The sequence below is a fragment of the Rhodococcus sp. USK10 genome (assembly GCF_019378875.1).
Lineage (GTDB): Bacteria > Actinomycetota > Actinomycetes > Mycobacteriales > Mycobacteriaceae > Rhodococcus_F > Rhodococcus_F pseudokoreensis.
The window spans coordinates 4,546,917-4,562,171 of the sequence record NZ_CP076048.1 but is presented as its reverse complement, the minus strand read 5'-3'; the positions used below and the strand labels follow the sequence as shown (position 1 = coordinate 4,562,171).

Here is a 15,255-nt window from a genome sequence, read left to right as displayed (position 1 = left end):
TCGCCGGTTCAGCACCACTTACCTCTCGAGGACGCCTCCCCAGGATATCGCCGACGACGGGCAACAGCGGTGACGTTTGCGCGCCGGAGACATCGTGAGCGCTCGCTGCGCGACGACGACACGCTGGTGATCACCCGTTTTGGGCGATGCGAGCGGGACCGCGAGTGCCGAGGCTGGAAGCGGGTTCACCGTCAACCAACCCATCGGAGGAAATCATGGCCCTCGATACATTCGCCCTGCTCGCGGCGGTCTATGACTCGCAAGACGCAGCGATCGCCGACTACGACGCCGTGCACGATCTCTACGTCGAGGCGGACCTGATCGATACATACGATGCGGCCGTCATCACCCGGACCGAAACTGGCAAGGTCAAGATCGTCAAGAAACATGAGCAGCCGACCCGGCAGGGAGCGTGGGGTGGGCTCGGCATCGGCCTGGTTGGAGGTGCACTGGTTGCCCTGTTCCCGGCCGTCGGGCTCGGTGCCGGGTTGTTGCTGGGCGGTGCCGGCGGCGCCGGTCTCGGGGCACTCGGCGGGCACGTCGCCGCCGGGATGAGCCGCTCCGACCTCAAGGACGTGGGTGAGCTACTCGACGACGGGGACAGCGGACTGATCGTCGTTGCGGCGACGGACCTCGAGGCGCGGGTCGAGAAGGCGCTCGAACGCGCATCCAAGGTGACAAAGAAGCAGCTCGAGGCGGACACGGAGCGGGTCGGCAAGGAGATCGACGAGGCGTCCAAATCCTGAGATCCGGCGCCTGAACCGCGTATTGCGCGTGGCATCCGGCGCAGCCGACCCACCGTAGTGGCACCCCCGCTCGTAGTGTGCACCACAGACGCAAGGAGGCCCCATGACCAGCACGATGAAGGCCGCGGTCGTCAAAGAATTCGGACGGCCGCTGACCATAGAAGAGGTGCCGATTCCGACGCCGGGCCGCCATCAAGCGCTGGTGAAGGTCGAGACGACCGGTGTTTGCCACACCGACCTCCACGCCGCGGACGGAGACTGGCCGGTCAAGCCCGCCCCACCGTTCGTCCCCGGCCACGAGGGCTACGGGACGGTCGTTGAACTGGGCGAGGGCGTGGACGACCTCGAGATCGGCGAGCGGGTCGGGAATGCCTGGCTGTGGTCCGCCTGTCTGGACTGCCGGTACTGCCGCACGGGTTGGGAAACCTTGTGTGAGAAGCAGATCAATGGCGGATACTCGGTCAACGGATCTTTCGCCGAGTACATGCTGGTGGACTCGCGCTTCGCGGCGCGTATTCCGGACGGTTCCGACCCGGTGGAGGTGGCGCCGATACTCTGCGCCGGTGTGACGGTGTACAAGGCACTGAAGGTCACCGACCTCGAGCCGGGTCAGTGGGTGACGATCTCGGGAATCGGAGGCCTCGGTCACGTCGCGGTCCAGTACGCGGTGGCGATGGGGTTCAGGGTGGCCGCCGTCGACGTGTCGGATTCGAAGCTCGAACTCGCCCGGAACCTCGGCGCGGAAGTCCTCGTGAATGCGACCGAGGAGGATCCGGCCGCTCGAATTCAAGCGGCAACCGGCGGAACCGACGGCGTGCTGGTCACGGCTGTGCATCCTGCCGCGTTCGGGCAGGCCATCGCAATGGCCCGGCGGGGTGGGACGATCACTTTCATTGGTCTGCCACCCGGGGATTTTCCCGCTCCGATCTTCGACACCGTCCTCAAGGGGCTGACCATTCGGGGGTCGATCGTCGGCACTCGGCAGGACATGCGCGAGGCACTCGACTTCTATACGCGCGGGAAGATTCATCCGACCGTGCACACCCGCAGACTCGACGAGATCAACGACGTCTTCGACGAGTTGCGCCAGGGCACGGTCGACGGCCGCATCGTGCTGCAATTCGCATGAATGCGGTCAAGTCCTCTATTCCCGCATCAGCATCAGGGCGGCTTCCCGCTCGAGGTCGAGGTACGGTTCACCGCTGACATCGATCGCGACCCGGTTGATCGTGCCGCCGGTGAAACGATGGGGTGATTCGCCGGGGTAGTCCTCGGTGATCGGCTCGCCCGGGTGCCTGCCGACGTACAGCCCCGCACCGGCGATCGCGAACGCCCCCATCTGGGTTCTGATCCGGCCCTCGCCGACCTTCCGATCCCCATGGAAGAGGGACAGTGTTCCCAAGGTGGCGGCAGGTTCCTGCTCGTCCTTGTCGAAGGACGCGGACAGAATCAGGTCGGTGCCGGTGGGGACGTCCTCGGAGCCGACGATCATTTGTTCGTCGCTGCCCACGAAGTTGTTGACGTAGTGCAGTCGGTTGTCCTTCACGTACAGTGCGTGCCCGCCGAAGCGGGATCCGATCGCGAAGAGCACGCCCTCGGCGCCCGGCTCGGGGATGTCGACGAGCGCCCCGATCACGAAGGACCGCCCGCGGGTGTTGACCGCCTGCCATTCGGACACCGCGGCCACGTCCGGGTAGTACACGTACCGGTCGCGGGCAGCGGCCAGTTGGGGGCGGGGCGTGCCCATGATTTCGACACCCGATCGATCGTCGAGTGGAAACGCCAGGTTCGCGCCGGCCTCGGCGAACCAGATGTTCACCAATTCCCGCAGCTTGTCCGGGTGCTCCGACGCCAGGTTGTTCACCTCTGCCCGGTCGACATCGGTGTGGTAGAGCTCCCACTCGTCTTCGTTGAAGTGGCCCCACCCGGCGATGGTCGGGTGCGTCGTGACGGCCTTCCAACCCTCGTGCCAGATCGATCGCGAGCCGAGCATCGAGTAGAACTGGGTCCGGCGCGCCGAGGGCGCGGACTTGTCCTCGAACGTGCCCCGCATGCTGACGCCGTCGAACTGGGCCTGGGTGTGGCCCTTGATCGTCTCGGGTGGTTCGACGCCGATCAGGTCCAGGAGCGTCGGCACGATATCGATCGCGTGATGGTACTGGTCACGGATCTCGTCACGCGCCTTCGTTCCGGCAGGCCACGAGATGATGCACGGGTCCGCGGTGCCGCCGTTGAACTCGTAACGCTTCCACATCTTGAACGGGGTGTTGAACGCCATCGCCCAACCGTTCGGGTAGTGGTTGTACGTCTTGGGTCCGCCGAGATCGTCGAGCTTCGAGAGGTTCTCCGCGAGGTCGTCCGGGATGCCGTTGGCGAACTTCATCTCGTTGACGGAGCCGTTCGGGCCGCCCTCACCACTCGCGCCGTTGTCGGAGACGACCACGATCACGGTGTTCTCCAACTCGTCGTTCTGCTCGAGATAGTCGAGCACCCGCCCGATGTGATGATCGGCGTGGGCCAGGAAACCCGCGTAGACCTCGGCCATCCGCGCGAACAGCCGCTTCTCGTCGTCGCCCAGCGTGTCCCACGGGCGGGTGTAGTCGAGTTCCGGGAACGGCTGCCCCGCGGGTCCCGACCGGGTGTCGGGGGTGCCGATCGGATTGATCGGCGGCAGCTCGGTGTCCGCCGCGACGATGCCCATCTCCTTCTGCCGGGCAAGGGTCTGCTCACGGACCGCGTCGTAGCCCATGTCGAACTTGCCCTCGAACTTCGCGATCCACTCCTCCGGGGCGTGATGCGGAGCGTGACACGCACCGGGCGCGTAGTAGAGGAAGAACGGCTTCTCCGGCGCGATGACCTTGGCGTCCTTGATGAACTCGAGGGCTTTGTCGGTGATGTCGTCGGTGAGGTGGTAACCGTCCTCCGGCGAGCTGGGCTGGTCGACGGGGTGGTTGTCGTAGACCAGATCCGGATACCACTGGTTGGTCTCCGCGCCGAGGAACCCGTACCAGCGCTCGAAACCACGCCCGGTCGGCCAGTTTCGTCGGGTCGCCGCCAGGTTCATCTCGTCCGTCGGGCACAGGTGCCATTTGCCCACCATGTATGTGTTCCAACCCCGCTCACCGAGGATCTCCGAGAGCATGCCGTTCTCCGGCGGGATCGTGCCACTCGCATTGGGGAATCCGATCGACGCCTCCGTGATGCAGGCCATGCTGTTACGCGTGTGGTTTCGCCCGGTCAGCAAACAGGACCGCGTGGGCGAGCACAGCGCCGTGGTGTGCCACTGCGTGTACCGAACCCCCTTCGCAGCGATCCGATCGATGTTCGGCGTCTCGATCGGCCCGCCGTAACAACCCATTGCCGAAAATCCGACGTCGTCGAGCACGATGTAGAGCACATTCGGCGCTCCGTCAGGGGCTCGAGGGGGCTCGAACGGCGTCCAATCCGGGACCGAATCCCGAATATCGACGTTGACCACACCGTGAAATGGCTTGACCATGATGCGCCTCTCCTCGCCTACACTCCTGGTGCCAGCCTCGACACTCGTGCGCCCGCACACCTCACCCGACACGGGTGAACCCGAACCCACCTACTGTTTGCGGATGACATCCGGGAACCGGTAGGAGTCGTCGAGGATCGTCCGGTCGGGGACGTACGCGCGGATGATCAGGTAGAACTCGCCGTCGGGTTCGGGTAGCCAATTCGCCTGTGCAGCAAGGTCACTCGGCTCCTGGTGCGCCAGGTGCAGGGTGAGTGTCCCGTCGTGGAACACGAGGTCGCCGGCGTCGAGGTCGACGGTACCGAGGTTGACACGACCACCGGGGGGCGCCGGCGAGCATAAACGCGTCCTTGTCGTACATGGTCAACGACCAGAGCCCGCCACGGCTTCGATCGACCGGCGGCAGGTCGAGGAGCGCGCGGTACGACTCCCCGGAGCGGTGCAACGCGACCAGTGTGCGCGCTTGATCGGCCATCGGGGTGTCGGAGTCACTCATCCGGGGGAAGCTGCGCGGAATCACCCCGGCCACATTGGTCGGCATCCGCAGGACGCCGACGAACCCGGCGGGCTCGTTCCCCTCCCAGGTGGGTCCGACGAGCAGGAACTTGCCGCCGGGTGTGCCTGCGGCCGAGCCCAGTTGGTGCACGACGTCGGTGAGAACGTCGACGATCCGGACGGTCCAGTAGTGGCCGGCCGGAACGTCGGTGGGGGTCTGTACGACCACGGCGTTCCGCGTCAGATCGGCGAACCCGACGCCGTAGATCGTGTCGTTGTTCGGTGAGACCACCCACCGTTGCGCAGGACTCATGTAATCAGCCAGCGCTCCGGTGCGGTTCTTCGGTGCGCCCGGCAGGATCCCGAGTGCAGGCCTGCCTTGCCGTCCACGAGGGCCCACATGGACGTGCGGCCGAACGTGTCCACTGCCGGGTATCCCCAGTAATAGACGACACTGGCGAGCGCCTTCACATAGCTTTCGCCCGCCAGTGCGGCAGGAACCCCCGCGGACCGGGCCAGCCCGGCGTGCGCGGGCGTGAACGCTCTGGCGACGTCGTCGAACGAAGTTCCCATCCGAACACCGTGGCCCCGCGGCGTCCGCCCGGCCATCACCCATGCCGGGTGAAAGGTCATTTCATGAAGACGGTGCCCCCGCCACCATCCTTGGTGGTGTCCCGCGGCTGCCCTTGCCACTGCGTGCACCAGTCCCCGAGGGGATTGCTCGGCGCGTCGAAATCCCAGTGCGGGGCGTCCTGGAACGGACCACAGGTAGGTTCCTTGGGCGGCGTGGAGGACGGCGCCGACGGCTGATTGACGACCGTCTGCGCGGGCATCGCCGCCGCCGCGAGCGACATTCCCGGACCGACCAGGGCGAAGCCCGCCGCAACGGATCCGACCACGATGACATTCTTGACGACGTTCATGACGACCTCTCGAGGTTGCTGTCGCTGTCCCACATCACCTCGGCGTGGCGCGCCATCCACACGTGGGACTTCCGCCTACCGCACCGGATGTGACGAGAGCGCCGAGAACGCACACCACGGATGCACGCAAGGCGTGGACTAGGGGTGCTCCCAGCCTTGGGCGAAGCGGGGCACATATCGAACATACTCCGACGCAAGACCGTTCATTTCAGATCCTCAGCGAACACTCAGAAATGGCAGTGAATCACTGACCCACGCGCAGGCGTCTCAGGGCCGGGAAACAGTCCGCGCGTCATCGTCGTAAATCAACTGCACCACTGTACTTTTCGGGAATTCTGAATTGCTGCCAGGAGATTCACAGGTTCATGACAGGCGACCACCAGGATGCGGGCCTGCACTGGGGTGGTGCACACCCCGACCAGAGGGTGCACCAGCCCACCTCTCCGGTGGGTTTGCCGGTGAAAGGATCGATGATGATCACACACTCCCTGGCGACAGGAACACGGCGACGTCTGTCGAGAATCGCCGTCACAGCGGCACTCGCAGCCGTTCCGCTGGCCGCGGTCACCGCGCCGGCATTCGCTGCCACCACTACACCAGCGCAAGTACAGGTGGACCGAGGCTGGCACGACGGGACCCACCACGACAACCAGCGCGAGAACTGGCAGGACACCGGCTCCTGGTCCCCACAGACCGACAATCAGACCCCCGCCCCGACCACCAACCCCTTCGCCGGACTGCTCGCGACCAATCCCTTCGCAGGGTTGTTCGGGTCCAGCTGACGCCTGGTAAGTGGAACACGAAAGTGAGGGGAGGTCCGATGGCTGCTGTGGTGGCTGACGGTGCGGAAATGCGCGCAGCGCCGTCGAACACACCGCCGGTGCGGCGGAATCAGCTGTGGTGCTGTCGAGTTCGGCCCGGCAACGTCTCGATGATCGACCGCACCGCCGCGGCCGACAAGACCTCCCGGCACCCCGGACCCCTCGCGGCGTTACCCGGCCCCGAACGCGAGGTCCGCGGGGATGGTCTCCCCCCACGAACGACGAGCACCACCACGACAACGATGAGGAGGGTCGCGATGCGGGACGAGGCCGAGCGGCTTGCCTGCGCCGATACCACCTCCCGGCGCATAATTACCCCGGTGGACGCCGCTATCTCGTCGCACCTTCGATCGTTTCCGCGGGCAGCCTGGACGTACATCCGGCGGGCACCCGGCACCTACGTCTGGCTGGCGATACTGCTGGTGACAACGGTGGTGGCGAGGCACCTGTCACCGGATGTGCTCCACGCGGTCTTGGGTAACCGCTCGACCAACCTGCACCACCTCGCCGAGGATCCCGTTCGAGTCCTGATCGCGAGCGCCTTCTGGCTCGCCGGCGGCGGGTGGATCACGTACTTCATCGTCTACAACATCTTCCACGTGCCGGCGGAGCGGTGGCTGGGGACGCTTCGGTGGTTGTGCGTGGTCGTGATCGCCCACGTTGGCGCCACCTACATCAGCGAAGGTGCACTGTATGCGGCGATCCGTCACGGCCGCGCCCCCGCCTCGGCGGTCGACACCCTCGACATCGGCGTCAGCTACGGACTGGCCGGGGTGGTCGCGATCCTCACCTACCGGATCGCGGCGCCCTGGCGCTACCTCTATCTCGCCGGCTCGCTGGCCTTCTTCGCGGTACCGCTGTTCGTGCACCTGACCTTCACCGCGATCGGACATTTCGCCGCCGTCCTCATCGGCCTGTGCTGCTACCCGCTGACCCGTGCCCGCACCGGCACCTGGTCGCCCGCCGACACGGTCCGACGGCTGCGCCGAGCTCACGGCGACCCGTAGGCGGCGTCATCACGGACACCGCTGCCCGGCACCGATCCGCGATCGGTGCCGGGCAGCGGGCCGAAACGTCTGCAACGAAGCGTGAGCTAGTTGAGCTTCTGTGGCACACCGTAGGTCGTGACGGTATCGCCCTTGGCCGTCACAGCTGTCGCGTACGGCCGGATGGTGACAGCCCCGAGCGCACCCGAGATGGAACCGTGTATGCCCTGCAACCGCACCGATGCCGCCGGACCGTCGAACGACTGGTTCTCCAGGAGCGGAACTGTGGTGATGCCGCCCGGCGCCAGGTCGATGTCCAGTTCCTGAGACGGAATGATGTCACCCGCAAGGTCGGCGTGGTTCGATGCGTTCAGGCTCAGCGAGGGTGTCGGGACGAGGCCGAGGTCGATTCCGTTACTTGCGCCGATCACAAATCCGAGGCCCGGCGAGTTGAGCACCACGGTGGCGCCGGACAGAGCGATCGGATAGCCGATCTGGTAGCCGATCGTGAGTTTGGTGCCCGTGAACTCCGCGGCATTCGGGCCGGTGATATTCACCCCGGCGTAACCGTTGTGAAAGAACTCGACGGACGTGGGCACGCCGTCCAACGGCGGAACGACCTGAAACTGGGTGTCACCCTGTAGGACCTCGATGCGATTGCCCCTCGCATCGACGACGGAGCTCGAATTATCCACGCCCGCAGACGCGGTCCCATTGCCCAGCACCATCGCAAGCGTCGCAACACCTGCGACTGCGAGGGCGCGGGTAAGACCGGTGTACTTCGAGCGAGATTTGCTGATGTTCGTCATACCGACCCCATTCGTTCGGAATTCTCTACGAAATACGTAGGAGCTGAGGGTAACCGGCGGTTCGACCTGCTGCTCGGGATACGGAGAAAACCGAAAATAACTCCCCACCAGCGCGATTACCCCTCTGCGCGCACGCCGACGGCTCCCGCCGACCTCTGGGGTCGCGGCCGGCGGGAGCCGACGAACCGGAGCTCTTCTCTCGCCTCGGAATGAGAGCCCGGTGCACTGACGTATCGGTTGCATCGATCATCATCAGCGACCGAATGCTATTCCACCGCAACGCTGTCCGCGAACTCTCCAATACCGATTCTCAGCGGGGTCACAGACACGCCCGCGTCCCGGCGCCTCTCAGCGTTCCCACAGGATGTCGCGTGCATACTCACCAGTTGACAGAAGGACCCAACCGGCCAAGGGGGTACGACAGACGCACATCGGAACCGTCCCACCACACCGCGAGCAGATAATGCCTTCTCTCCGAACAGTTTCGGCGCAACACAGCTCGCGAGACAGCGCTGCTTTCCCACGGGACGTCAAGACTCTCCGTCACCTCGGGGCGTGGTCAGGATACGGTGGTCACGTGGTCGATCACAGGTCTGTGCAATGAGGGTGCTGGTCGTCGAGGATGAACCCCGGCTGGCGCAGATGGTCCGTCGCGGCCTCGAGCTGGAAGGATTCGTGGTCGTCACCGCCGCCACCGGACCCGACGGGCTCTGGCACGCCACCGAGGAATCGTTCGATGTGATCGTGCTCGACATCATGCTGCCGGGGATCAGCGGGTATCAGGTCGTCCGAGAGATCCGGGCGAGGCAGAATTGGACGCCGATCCTGATACTGACCGCCAAGGACGGCGAGTACGACGAGGCCGACGCATTCGATCTCGGCGCCGACGACTATCTCACGAAGCCCTTCTCCTATGTCGTGCTGGTCGCGCGGCTGCGGGCGCTGGTCCGGCGCGGCGCACCCACGCGGCCGGTGGTACTCACCGCCGGCGACCTGAGCCTCGATCCCGGCCGCCGCCGGGTCACCCGCGGGACCGAGGAGTTGCAGTTGACCCGCCGCGAGTTCGGACTGCTCGAATACCTGATGCGGAACCCGGACACCGCGCTCACCAAGAGCGAGATTCTGCAGAACGTGTGGGACGCGAACTACGCGGGGGACGAAAACGTCGTCGAGGTGTATGTGGGGTATCTCCGTCGCAAGATCGACACCCCGTTCGGTACCCGCACGATCGACACGGTGCGCGGAGTCGGGTACCGACTCACGACCGGCTCTCCGGACAGCCCTCCTCCACCGGAAGCGTGACCACCACTCGCGTCCCACCGTGCTCGGCCGTGTCGATGAGCACCGAACCCCGATGCGCCGACACGATTTCTGCGACGATCGCCAGTCCGAGTCCGGAGCCCCCGTGGGCGCGGGAGCGGGCGCTGTCGAGTCGCACGAACCGCTCGAACACCCGCGCCCGATCGGACTCGGGAATGCCGGGTCCGTCGTCGTCGACGGTGACGCGCGCCTGGCGGCCGGATCGGGACACCTCGATGGACACGGTGGTGGCGGCGAATCGGACGGCGTTGTCGACGAGGTTGCGCACCGCGCGGGACAGCTGGGCGGCGTCACCGCGGATGCGGACCGGGGTGAGCACGGCGGTCACCGTGACGGTGGTGTCGGCGCGGGAGCGACGGACTTCGGTGTCGACGATGTCGTCGAGATCGACGTCGGCGACCCGCAGCGGCAATCCGAGTTCGTCGGCCCGGGCGAGCAGCACCAGGTCGTCGACGAGTAGCTGCATGCGGGTGGTCTCGGGACGCAGGGTTCCGCGGACCAGGTCGCGGTTCAGGACTTCGGGCCGCGCATCGGCCACGTCGAGGGCGGTGGTCAGCGTGGCAAGCGGGCTGCGCAGCTCGTGGGAGGCGTCGGCGATGAACCGCCGCTGGGCCGCGTGCCCGGCCTGGATGCGGCCGAGCATGTCGTTCATCGTGCGGGCGAGCGCGGCGATCTCGTCGCGTGGCCGCGGTACCGGGACCCGTTCACCGAGGTCGGTGGTCGAGATCGCGGCGACCTGGGTGCGGATGCGTTCGACCGACCCCAGCGATCGGCGCACCAGTTTGTAGGTCACTCCCGCCGCGACGAGGGCGATGACCGGTGCTCCCGCGGCGACGAGCCCGCCGACCGTGGCCAGGGTTGCTTCCACCGACTCCTCACTCGCGGCCACGATCACGGTGTAATCGCCGCCGACCCCGCGCGCCCCTTGCACGGTGGTCCGCAGATCTGCGCCGCCCGTCTCGTGCGAGACCAGACCGCGGACAGGCGCACCGCCCATCGGTGGATTCACCCCGGTGACCGGGAGCCCGAGATCATCCTGTGAGGACCGCACCACCGCGCCGGCGGTGTCGACGACCTGCACCAGGGCGATGCGTTGGTCGGTGTCGAAGAGTTCACTGTCGAGGTCGGCCGGTGGATCGGTGCGCAGTCCGACGGTGAGGTCGGCGGCGCGGCCGGTCGCGGCGTCGTCGAGGGCCGACAACAGGGTCCGGTCCAGGACGAACAACAGGGCTGCGGCGCCGAGCACCAATGCCACCGCAACCACCGCGCCGGCGCTCAGGGCCGAACGCAGGGCGAGCCCCCACCGCGACGGGGTGAGCCACACAGGTGCGCTGTTCATGGGGCCATCCTCCGCCACCGGCCACCCGCGGGCGAGAAACCGGAACGGCGCGCCAGGACCTCATGCTGCCCGTCCCGTCGTCGTCGCGCCGGTGGGGCCGACCGCGTGTGAGGGATCAACCAGTGAGGCACTGTGCACGCGATCAGAGGCTCGCCGCGTCCAGATGCCGTAGAGCGCGGAACCGATCAGGGCTGCGAGGCCGCCGAGAAGAATTCCGCCGATCACATCGGTGAGCCAGTGCTCGCCGAGGTAGAGGCGGGTGACCGCGACCACCACGGTCACCGTGAACGCCCCGGCAAGGAGCAGCCCGCGCCGGGCGGCCGGCAACCCGTGTCCGAGGATGACCGCGACCATGGTGAACAACACCATCGCTCCCGTCGCGTGCCCGGACGGGAACGAGTGGTCGGTCTCGAGGAGTACCTGGGACACGATCGGCGGGCGCGACCGCCCGACAATGGATTTGGTGACAGTCGACGCGAGCGCGGCAGCCCCGACGGTCCCGACGAGAATCAGTCCCGGGACGAGTGATCGTGCCCGCCGGGACAACAGCGCCCCCAGCACCACTGCGATGAGGACGGTCCCGACGGGGCCACCGGCGTCGGTGATCGCGATCGCCGGGCCGGTCACCCACTCCGACCTGTGATCGGCGAACCAGCCCAGCACAACGGGGTCCGCGGTGGTGACCCAGGCGCCGACCCTGACCTCGTAGGCCAACGCGATCAACGCCAAGGCCAGCCCGAGGATCTGCAGGCCGATCAGCGGTGGTGTCGCCGAACGCGGGTTCCTGCCCGCCACGGCCCGCCAAGTGGTTGCGGCCAGGAGCACAGCCGCTCCAGCCACCAGCAGCGAGACTGCAAGGGTGGCGCCGGTGCTTTGGTGCACGTCGGCGGCGGCGTCGTGGGCTCGTCCGATCAGATTGTCGTGGTGTCCATACGCGGATGCTTTCGGAAGCGAGAGAATTGGTGGTGCCTGTTTCACGTTCGCAGTATGGACGCCGGCCGCTGTGGGGGCGCTGAGAGCACAACCTGCGTCAGTCGGCACCACCAGAGGGACAACGCTTCTCAGCGTCCTCACAGCGCGCCGCGTACATACTCGGGCCTGTTGACCGAAATCCTCTGACGAATGGAGCTCCGACGCATTCACCAACCGCCCCCGCAGAGCCGATCGGGGTCACCCTGCGCGGTACGACGATGAGCCTGCTGCGAATCAACTACCGGCTGTCGCGTATCCCGTTGCGGTTCATCGAAGCCGTGATGACCCGATTCGACGAACAGGCGCCGATCCGGCTCGCCTACGAAGAGGCACTGATCGAATGTGATCGCGCCGCCGCCCAACTGCTCGGTGATCAGAACGCGGACAGGCGCGCGAACGACCTGCACCGGCATACCGTCGCTGTGCGGGAGGCGATTACGCGCGCAAACAGCCGGCGCGACCATCACGGCCTGATCCTCCTCGACGAGCAGCGCGATCGGTTCCACCGCCGACGCCGCCAAAGGCAGTTCGAGGGGATCTCCTGATAGCACCCGACCCGATCTCCATCCATTTCGCCGATGCGCGGCGCTGGAGGGCATTCCGGCGCTGAAGAGGACACGCCGACGGCTGCTGTCGCCAGGTGGTCGTGCGGGCCCACTGGTCGGGGCCAGCGGCTGATCACGTTCCAAGGTATGCCTTATAGACTCACGGCGGTGCAGAGTTGCCCATCCGTCCAGGTAGAGCGCCCCGGTGTGCCTTTCGTGCACGAGTTGGGCGGTTTCGGCGACGCCCCGGCACTGATCACGACGGACGAGACGGTCAACTACCGCGAACTGGCCGAACGAATCGCGCGGAAGGTCCCGCAGCTCGGCGCAGGCCGACGCCTGGTGCTGATCTGCGGCACCAATGACGTCGATGTGATCGTCACCTACCTCGCGGCCCTGTTCGCCGGTCACCCGGTGCTACTGGCACCGGGCGACAGTCCCGACAGCCTCGACGGCTTGATCGCCGCATACGGGCCCGACATCGTGATCCGCAGCGTGAACGGGAGCACGGTGATCGAGGAACGATGTACGGGATCCGCGCACCGACTGCACCCCGACCTGGCCCTTCTGTTGACCACCTCCGGATCCACCGGATCGCCGAAGCTCGTCCGTCTGTCGCACCGCAACGTGCAGTCCAATGCCGAGTCGATCGCGGAATACCTCGACATCCGAGGCACCGACCGCGCGGTGACGACACTTCCCATGCACTACTGCTACGGGTTGTCGGTCATCCACAGCCACCTGCTGCGCGGCGCCGCCCTGGTCCTCACGACCGACTCGGTCACCGACCCGGATTTCTGGGACCTCTTCCGGAGGCACCACGGCACCAGCTTCGCGGGTGTGCCCTACACCTTCGATCTCCTCGACCGGATCGGGTTCGACCAGCTGGATCTACCCCACCTGCGGTACATCACGCAGGCCGGTGGCCGGCTCGCGCCGGAGAAGGTGCGAGCCTACGCGGAATTGGGTCGACGCCGAGGCTGGGATCTGGTCGTCATGTACGGGCAGACGGAGGCGACGGCCCGGATGGCCTACCTGCCCCCGGAACTCACTGCCACTCACGCCCACACGATCGGCCGGCCGATTCCCGGCGGATCGTTCCGGCTCGAGCCGGTCTCCGACGCCCCGGTAGGCACCGGCGAGCTGATCTACGCGGGACCCAATGTGATGCTCGGTTATGCGCACACCCCCGAGGACCTCGGTATCGGCGACACCCTCCGCGGCGAGCTGCACACCGGTGATCTCGCCCGACGCAGCGACGACGGATTGTACGAGGTGGTGGGGCGCCGCAGCCGGTTCGCGAAAGTCTTCGGGCTGCGAATCGACCTACCGCACGTCGAGTCGGCGCTGACCGGGCACGGCCTGACGGCCTGCTGTGCGGGCGGTACCGATGAGCTGATCGTCGCCGTCCAGGACAGCCACGACGCGGCCGGTGTCCGGCAGTCGGCGGCACGGGCCTCCGGTCTTCCGGTCTCCGCCGTTCGGGTGTTCCTCGTCGACCAACTTCCCCGCACCTCCACCGGCAAACCCGATTTCCGGGCGGTCGCCGAGCTCGCACGCGCGGATCAGTCCGCGTCGGCCGCGGAACCCACGACGGCAGCTGACACCGCGGCCGTGCGGGCACTGTATGCCGACATCCTGCACTGCACGCAGGTCACCGACGACAGCACCTTCGTGAGCCTGGGCGGCGACTCGCTGTCCCACGTGCAGATGTCCCTGCGGCTCGAGAAGTTGCTCGGCTACCTGCCCGTGAACTGGCATACGACCCCGATCCGGGACCTCGCCCGTGAGCCGAGACAGCGCCGTCGATGGCGGACGGTGGAAACGAACGTCGTGCTGCGCGCGGTGGCGATCGTTCTGATCGCGGGCTCGCACATTCATCTGTTCACGCTGCTCGGCGGGGCCCACGTGCTCCTCGGCGTCGCCGGCTACAACTTCGCCCGGTTCCACCGCGGTGCCGCCGAACGGACCGAACGACTCCGCCACACGCTCGCGAGCGTCGCCCGAATCGCCGTTCCGAGCATGGTGTGGATCGGCGCCGTCATCGCCCTCACCGGGGAGTACCGCATCACCAGCGCGTTGTTACTCAACGGCGTCCTGGGTCCGGACGGGTGGTCCGTCGAGTGGAGATACTGGTTCGTCGAGGCGATCGTGTACATCGTTCTCGTCGTCGCGGCCGTGCTCTGCATTCCGTTCGCCGACCGCATCGAGCGCAGGAATCCGTTCTGGTTCGCGATGGGGTTCGTGGCGCTCGGCCTGCTGACCCGGTATGGCCTGGTCGACGTCGACGACGGCCGCAACCGCATCCTCACCGCGTCGGTGGTCTTCTGGCTGTTCGCCCTCGGCTGGGCCGCCGCCCAGTCGACGACGGTGTGGCACCGACTCTGCGTCACTGCGGTGATCGTGGCCACGGTTCCCGGATTCTTCTTCGGCGAGACACGGCGGGAAGTCATCGTCATCGGGGGACTCTGCCTGCTGGTGTGGGTCAGGTCCGTCCCCTGCCCCACTCTGGTGAGCCGGGTCGCCGGTGTGCTGGCGAGCGCTTCGCTCTACATCTACCTCACCCACTTCCAGGTGTATCTGCCTCTGCGCGACGATCATCCGTGGCTCGCGCTGGCGCTGTCGATTCTGGTCGGTGTCCTCTACTGGCAGGCAGTGACCGTCGTACTCCGGCTCCGGCGCCGACTCCGCTTTCGCCTGCCTGGCACCGCGCAGCCGGGATCGTCCCTACCCTCGAGGGCGTCGGTTCTCGTCTCACATCGACGCGTCGGTCCACCCGGCGCCCGAGTTTAGGTTTGCC

The 15,255-nt window shown here is 66.6% G+C and carries 15 protein-coding genes; 7 read left to right on the top strand and 8 right to left on the bottom strand.

The window, feature by feature from the left end; all coding sequences use genetic code 11:
- Window positions 1–215: 215 nt before the first annotated feature.
- Both I1A62_RS28000 and adhP read left to right on the top strand, forming a co-directional pair.
- Window positions 216–746, top strand: coding sequence for a DUF1269 domain-containing protein (locus I1A62_RS28000; protein ID WP_072943712.1), 531 nt, complete (start codon window positions 216–218; stop codon window positions 744–746).
- Window positions 747–849: 103 nt separating this feature from the next.
- Window positions 850–1,875: an alcohol dehydrogenase AdhP gene (gene adhP / locus I1A62_RS27995; protein WP_219455515.1), complete on the top strand. Its 1,026-nt coding sequence runs from the start codon at window positions 850–852 to the stop codon at window positions 1,873–1,875.
- Between the two features lie 15 nt (window positions 1,876–1,890).
- Here adhP and I1A62_RS27990 read toward each other — a convergent pair whose 3' ends face one another.
- The 5 genes from I1A62_RS27990 to I1A62_RS27980 form a co-directional block, all read right to left on the bottom strand.
- Complete coding sequence (locus tag I1A62_RS27990; RefSeq protein WP_219455514.1) at window positions 1,891–4,245, bottom strand: arylsulfatase; 2,355 nt, start codon at window positions 4,243–4,245, stop codon at window positions 1,891–1,893.
- A gap of 90 nt (window positions 4,246–4,335) precedes the next feature.
- Complete coding sequence (locus tag I1A62_RS46570; RefSeq protein ID WP_257890559.1) at window positions 4,336–4,518, bottom strand: DUF1214 domain-containing protein; 183 nt, start codon at window positions 4,516–4,518, stop codon at window positions 4,336–4,338.
- Window positions 4,466–5,053: a DUF1254 domain-containing protein gene (locus I1A62_RS46565; protein ID WP_257890558.1), complete on the bottom strand. Its 588-nt coding sequence runs from the start codon at window positions 5,051–5,053 to the stop codon at window positions 4,466–4,468. The genes I1A62_RS46570 and I1A62_RS46565 overlap by 53 nt, the downstream gene beginning before the upstream one ends.
- The gene (locus tag I1A62_RS46560; RefSeq protein WP_257890557.1) at window positions 5,050–5,313 is read right to left on the bottom strand and encodes a hypothetical protein; all 264 of its coding nucleotides are present in this window, start codon (window positions 5,311–5,313) and stop codon (window positions 5,050–5,052) included. Before I1A62_RS46560 ends, I1A62_RS46565 begins: the two co-directional genes overlap by 4 nt.
- 56 nt (window positions 5,314–5,369) lie before the next feature.
- Entirely contained in the window at window positions 5,370–5,663 is a 294-nt protein-coding gene (locus I1A62_RS27980) for a hypothetical protein (RefSeq protein ID WP_219455513.1), read from the bottom strand.
- Between the two features lie 473 nt (window positions 5,664–6,136).
- Here I1A62_RS27980 and I1A62_RS27975 point away from each other — a divergent pair, with 473 nt between their 5' ends.
- Both I1A62_RS27975 and I1A62_RS27970 read left to right on the top strand, forming a co-directional pair.
- Window positions 6,137–6,445 carry a hypothetical protein gene (locus I1A62_RS27975; protein ID WP_219455512.1) on the top strand — a complete coding sequence of 103 codons (309 nt, stop codon included), beginning with the start codon at window positions 6,137–6,139 and terminating at the stop codon, window positions 6,443–6,445.
- A gap of 359 nt (window positions 6,446–6,804) precedes the next feature.
- Window positions 6,805–7,491 carry a rhomboid-like protein gene (locus I1A62_RS27970; protein ID WP_219461482.1) on the top strand — a complete coding sequence of 229 codons (687 nt, stop codon included), beginning with the start codon at window positions 6,805–6,807 and terminating at the stop codon, window positions 7,489–7,491.
- 86 nt (window positions 7,492–7,577) lie between these two features.
- Here the strand turns inward: I1A62_RS27970 and I1A62_RS27965 are convergent, their stop codons facing one another.
- Entirely contained in the window at window positions 7,578–8,279 is a 702-nt protein-coding gene (locus I1A62_RS27965) for an MspA family porin (protein ID WP_219455510.1), read from the bottom strand.
- A 600-nt stretch (window positions 8,280–8,879) separates the two neighbouring features.
- On the opposite strand from I1A62_RS27965, the gene I1A62_RS27960 reads away from it, so the two are divergent.
- Window positions 8,880–9,581 (top strand): response regulator transcription factor, encoded by a 702-nt coding sequence (locus tag I1A62_RS27960; protein WP_124391857.1) that lies wholly within the window; start codon window positions 8,880–8,882, stop codon window positions 9,579–9,581.
- Here the strand turns inward: I1A62_RS27960 and I1A62_RS27955 are convergent.
- Window positions 9,538–10,938 carry a HAMP domain-containing sensor histidine kinase gene (locus I1A62_RS27955; RefSeq protein WP_219455508.1) on the bottom strand — a complete coding sequence of 467 codons (1,401 nt, stop codon included), beginning with the start codon at window positions 10,936–10,938 and terminating at the stop codon, window positions 9,538–9,540. The two genes, I1A62_RS27960 and I1A62_RS27955, sit on opposite strands and share 44 nt — an antisense overlap.
- A gap of 60 nt (window positions 10,939–10,998) precedes the next feature.
- A complete protein-coding gene (locus tag I1A62_RS27950; RefSeq protein ID WP_257890556.1) occupies window positions 10,999–11,916 on the bottom strand; it encodes a phosphatase PAP2 family protein in 918 nt (305 codons plus the stop codon).
- A gap of 212 nt (window positions 11,917–12,128) precedes the next feature.
- On the opposite strand from I1A62_RS27950, the gene I1A62_RS27945 reads away from it, so the two are divergent.
- Both I1A62_RS27945 and I1A62_RS27940 read left to right on the top strand, forming a co-directional pair.
- On the top strand, window positions 12,129–12,455 hold the full coding sequence (locus I1A62_RS27945; RefSeq protein ID WP_124391855.1) for a hypothetical protein: 327 nt from the start codon (window positions 12,129–12,131) through the stop codon (window positions 12,453–12,455).
- Between the two features lie 147 nt (window positions 12,456–12,602).
- Window positions 12,603–15,248 (top strand): AMP-binding protein, encoded by a 2,646-nt coding sequence (locus I1A62_RS27940; RefSeq protein WP_219455506.1) that lies wholly within the window; start codon window positions 12,603–12,605, stop codon window positions 15,246–15,248.
- Window positions 15,249–15,255 lie beyond the last annotated feature (7 nt).

Bases quoted from the DNA above. Each gene is read 5' to 3' on its own strand.
- I1A62_RS27960 (WP_124391857.1), top strand. From the start codon at position 8,880: ATGAGGGTGCTGGTCGTCGAGGATGAACCCCGGCTGGCGCAGATGGTC.
- I1A62_RS28000 (WP_072943712.1), top strand. From the start codon at position 216: ATGGCCCTCGATACATTCGCCCTGCTCGCGGCGGTCTATGACTCGCAA.
- I1A62_RS27975 (WP_219455512.1), top strand. From the start codon at position 6,137: ATGATCACACACTCCCTGGCGACAGGAACACGGCGACGTCTGTCGAGA.
- I1A62_RS27940 (WP_219455506.1), top strand. From the start codon at position 12,603: ATGCCTTATAGACTCACGGCGGTGCAGAGTTGCCCATCCGTCCAGGTA.
- I1A62_RS27980 (WP_219455513.1), bottom strand. From the start codon at position 5,663: ATGAACGTCGTCAAGAATGTCATCGTGGTCGGATCCGTTGCGGCGGGC.
- adhP (WP_219455515.1), top strand. From the start codon at position 850: ATGACCAGCACGATGAAGGCCGCGGTCGTCAAAGAATTCGGACGGCCG.
- I1A62_RS27955 (WP_219455508.1), bottom strand. From the start codon at position 10,938: ATGAACAGCGCACCTGTGTGGCTCACCCCGTCGCGGTGGGGGCTCGCC.
- I1A62_RS46565 (WP_257890558.1), bottom strand. From the start codon at position 5,053: ATGAGTCCTGCGCAACGGTGGGTGGTCTCACCGAACAACGACACGATC.
- I1A62_RS46560 (WP_257890557.1), bottom strand. From the start codon at position 5,313: ATGGGAACTTCGTTCGACGACGTCGCCAGAGCGTTCACGCCCGCGCAC.
- I1A62_RS27990 (WP_219455514.1), bottom strand. From the start codon at position 4,245: ATGGTCAAGCCATTTCACGGTGTGGTCAACGTCGATATTCGGGATTCG.
- I1A62_RS27945 (WP_124391855.1), top strand. From the start codon at position 12,129: ATGAGCCTGCTGCGAATCAACTACCGGCTGTCGCGTATCCCGTTGCGG.
- I1A62_RS27965 (WP_219455510.1), bottom strand. From the start codon at position 8,279: ATGACGAACATCAGCAAATCTCGCTCGAAGTACACCGGTCTTACCCGC.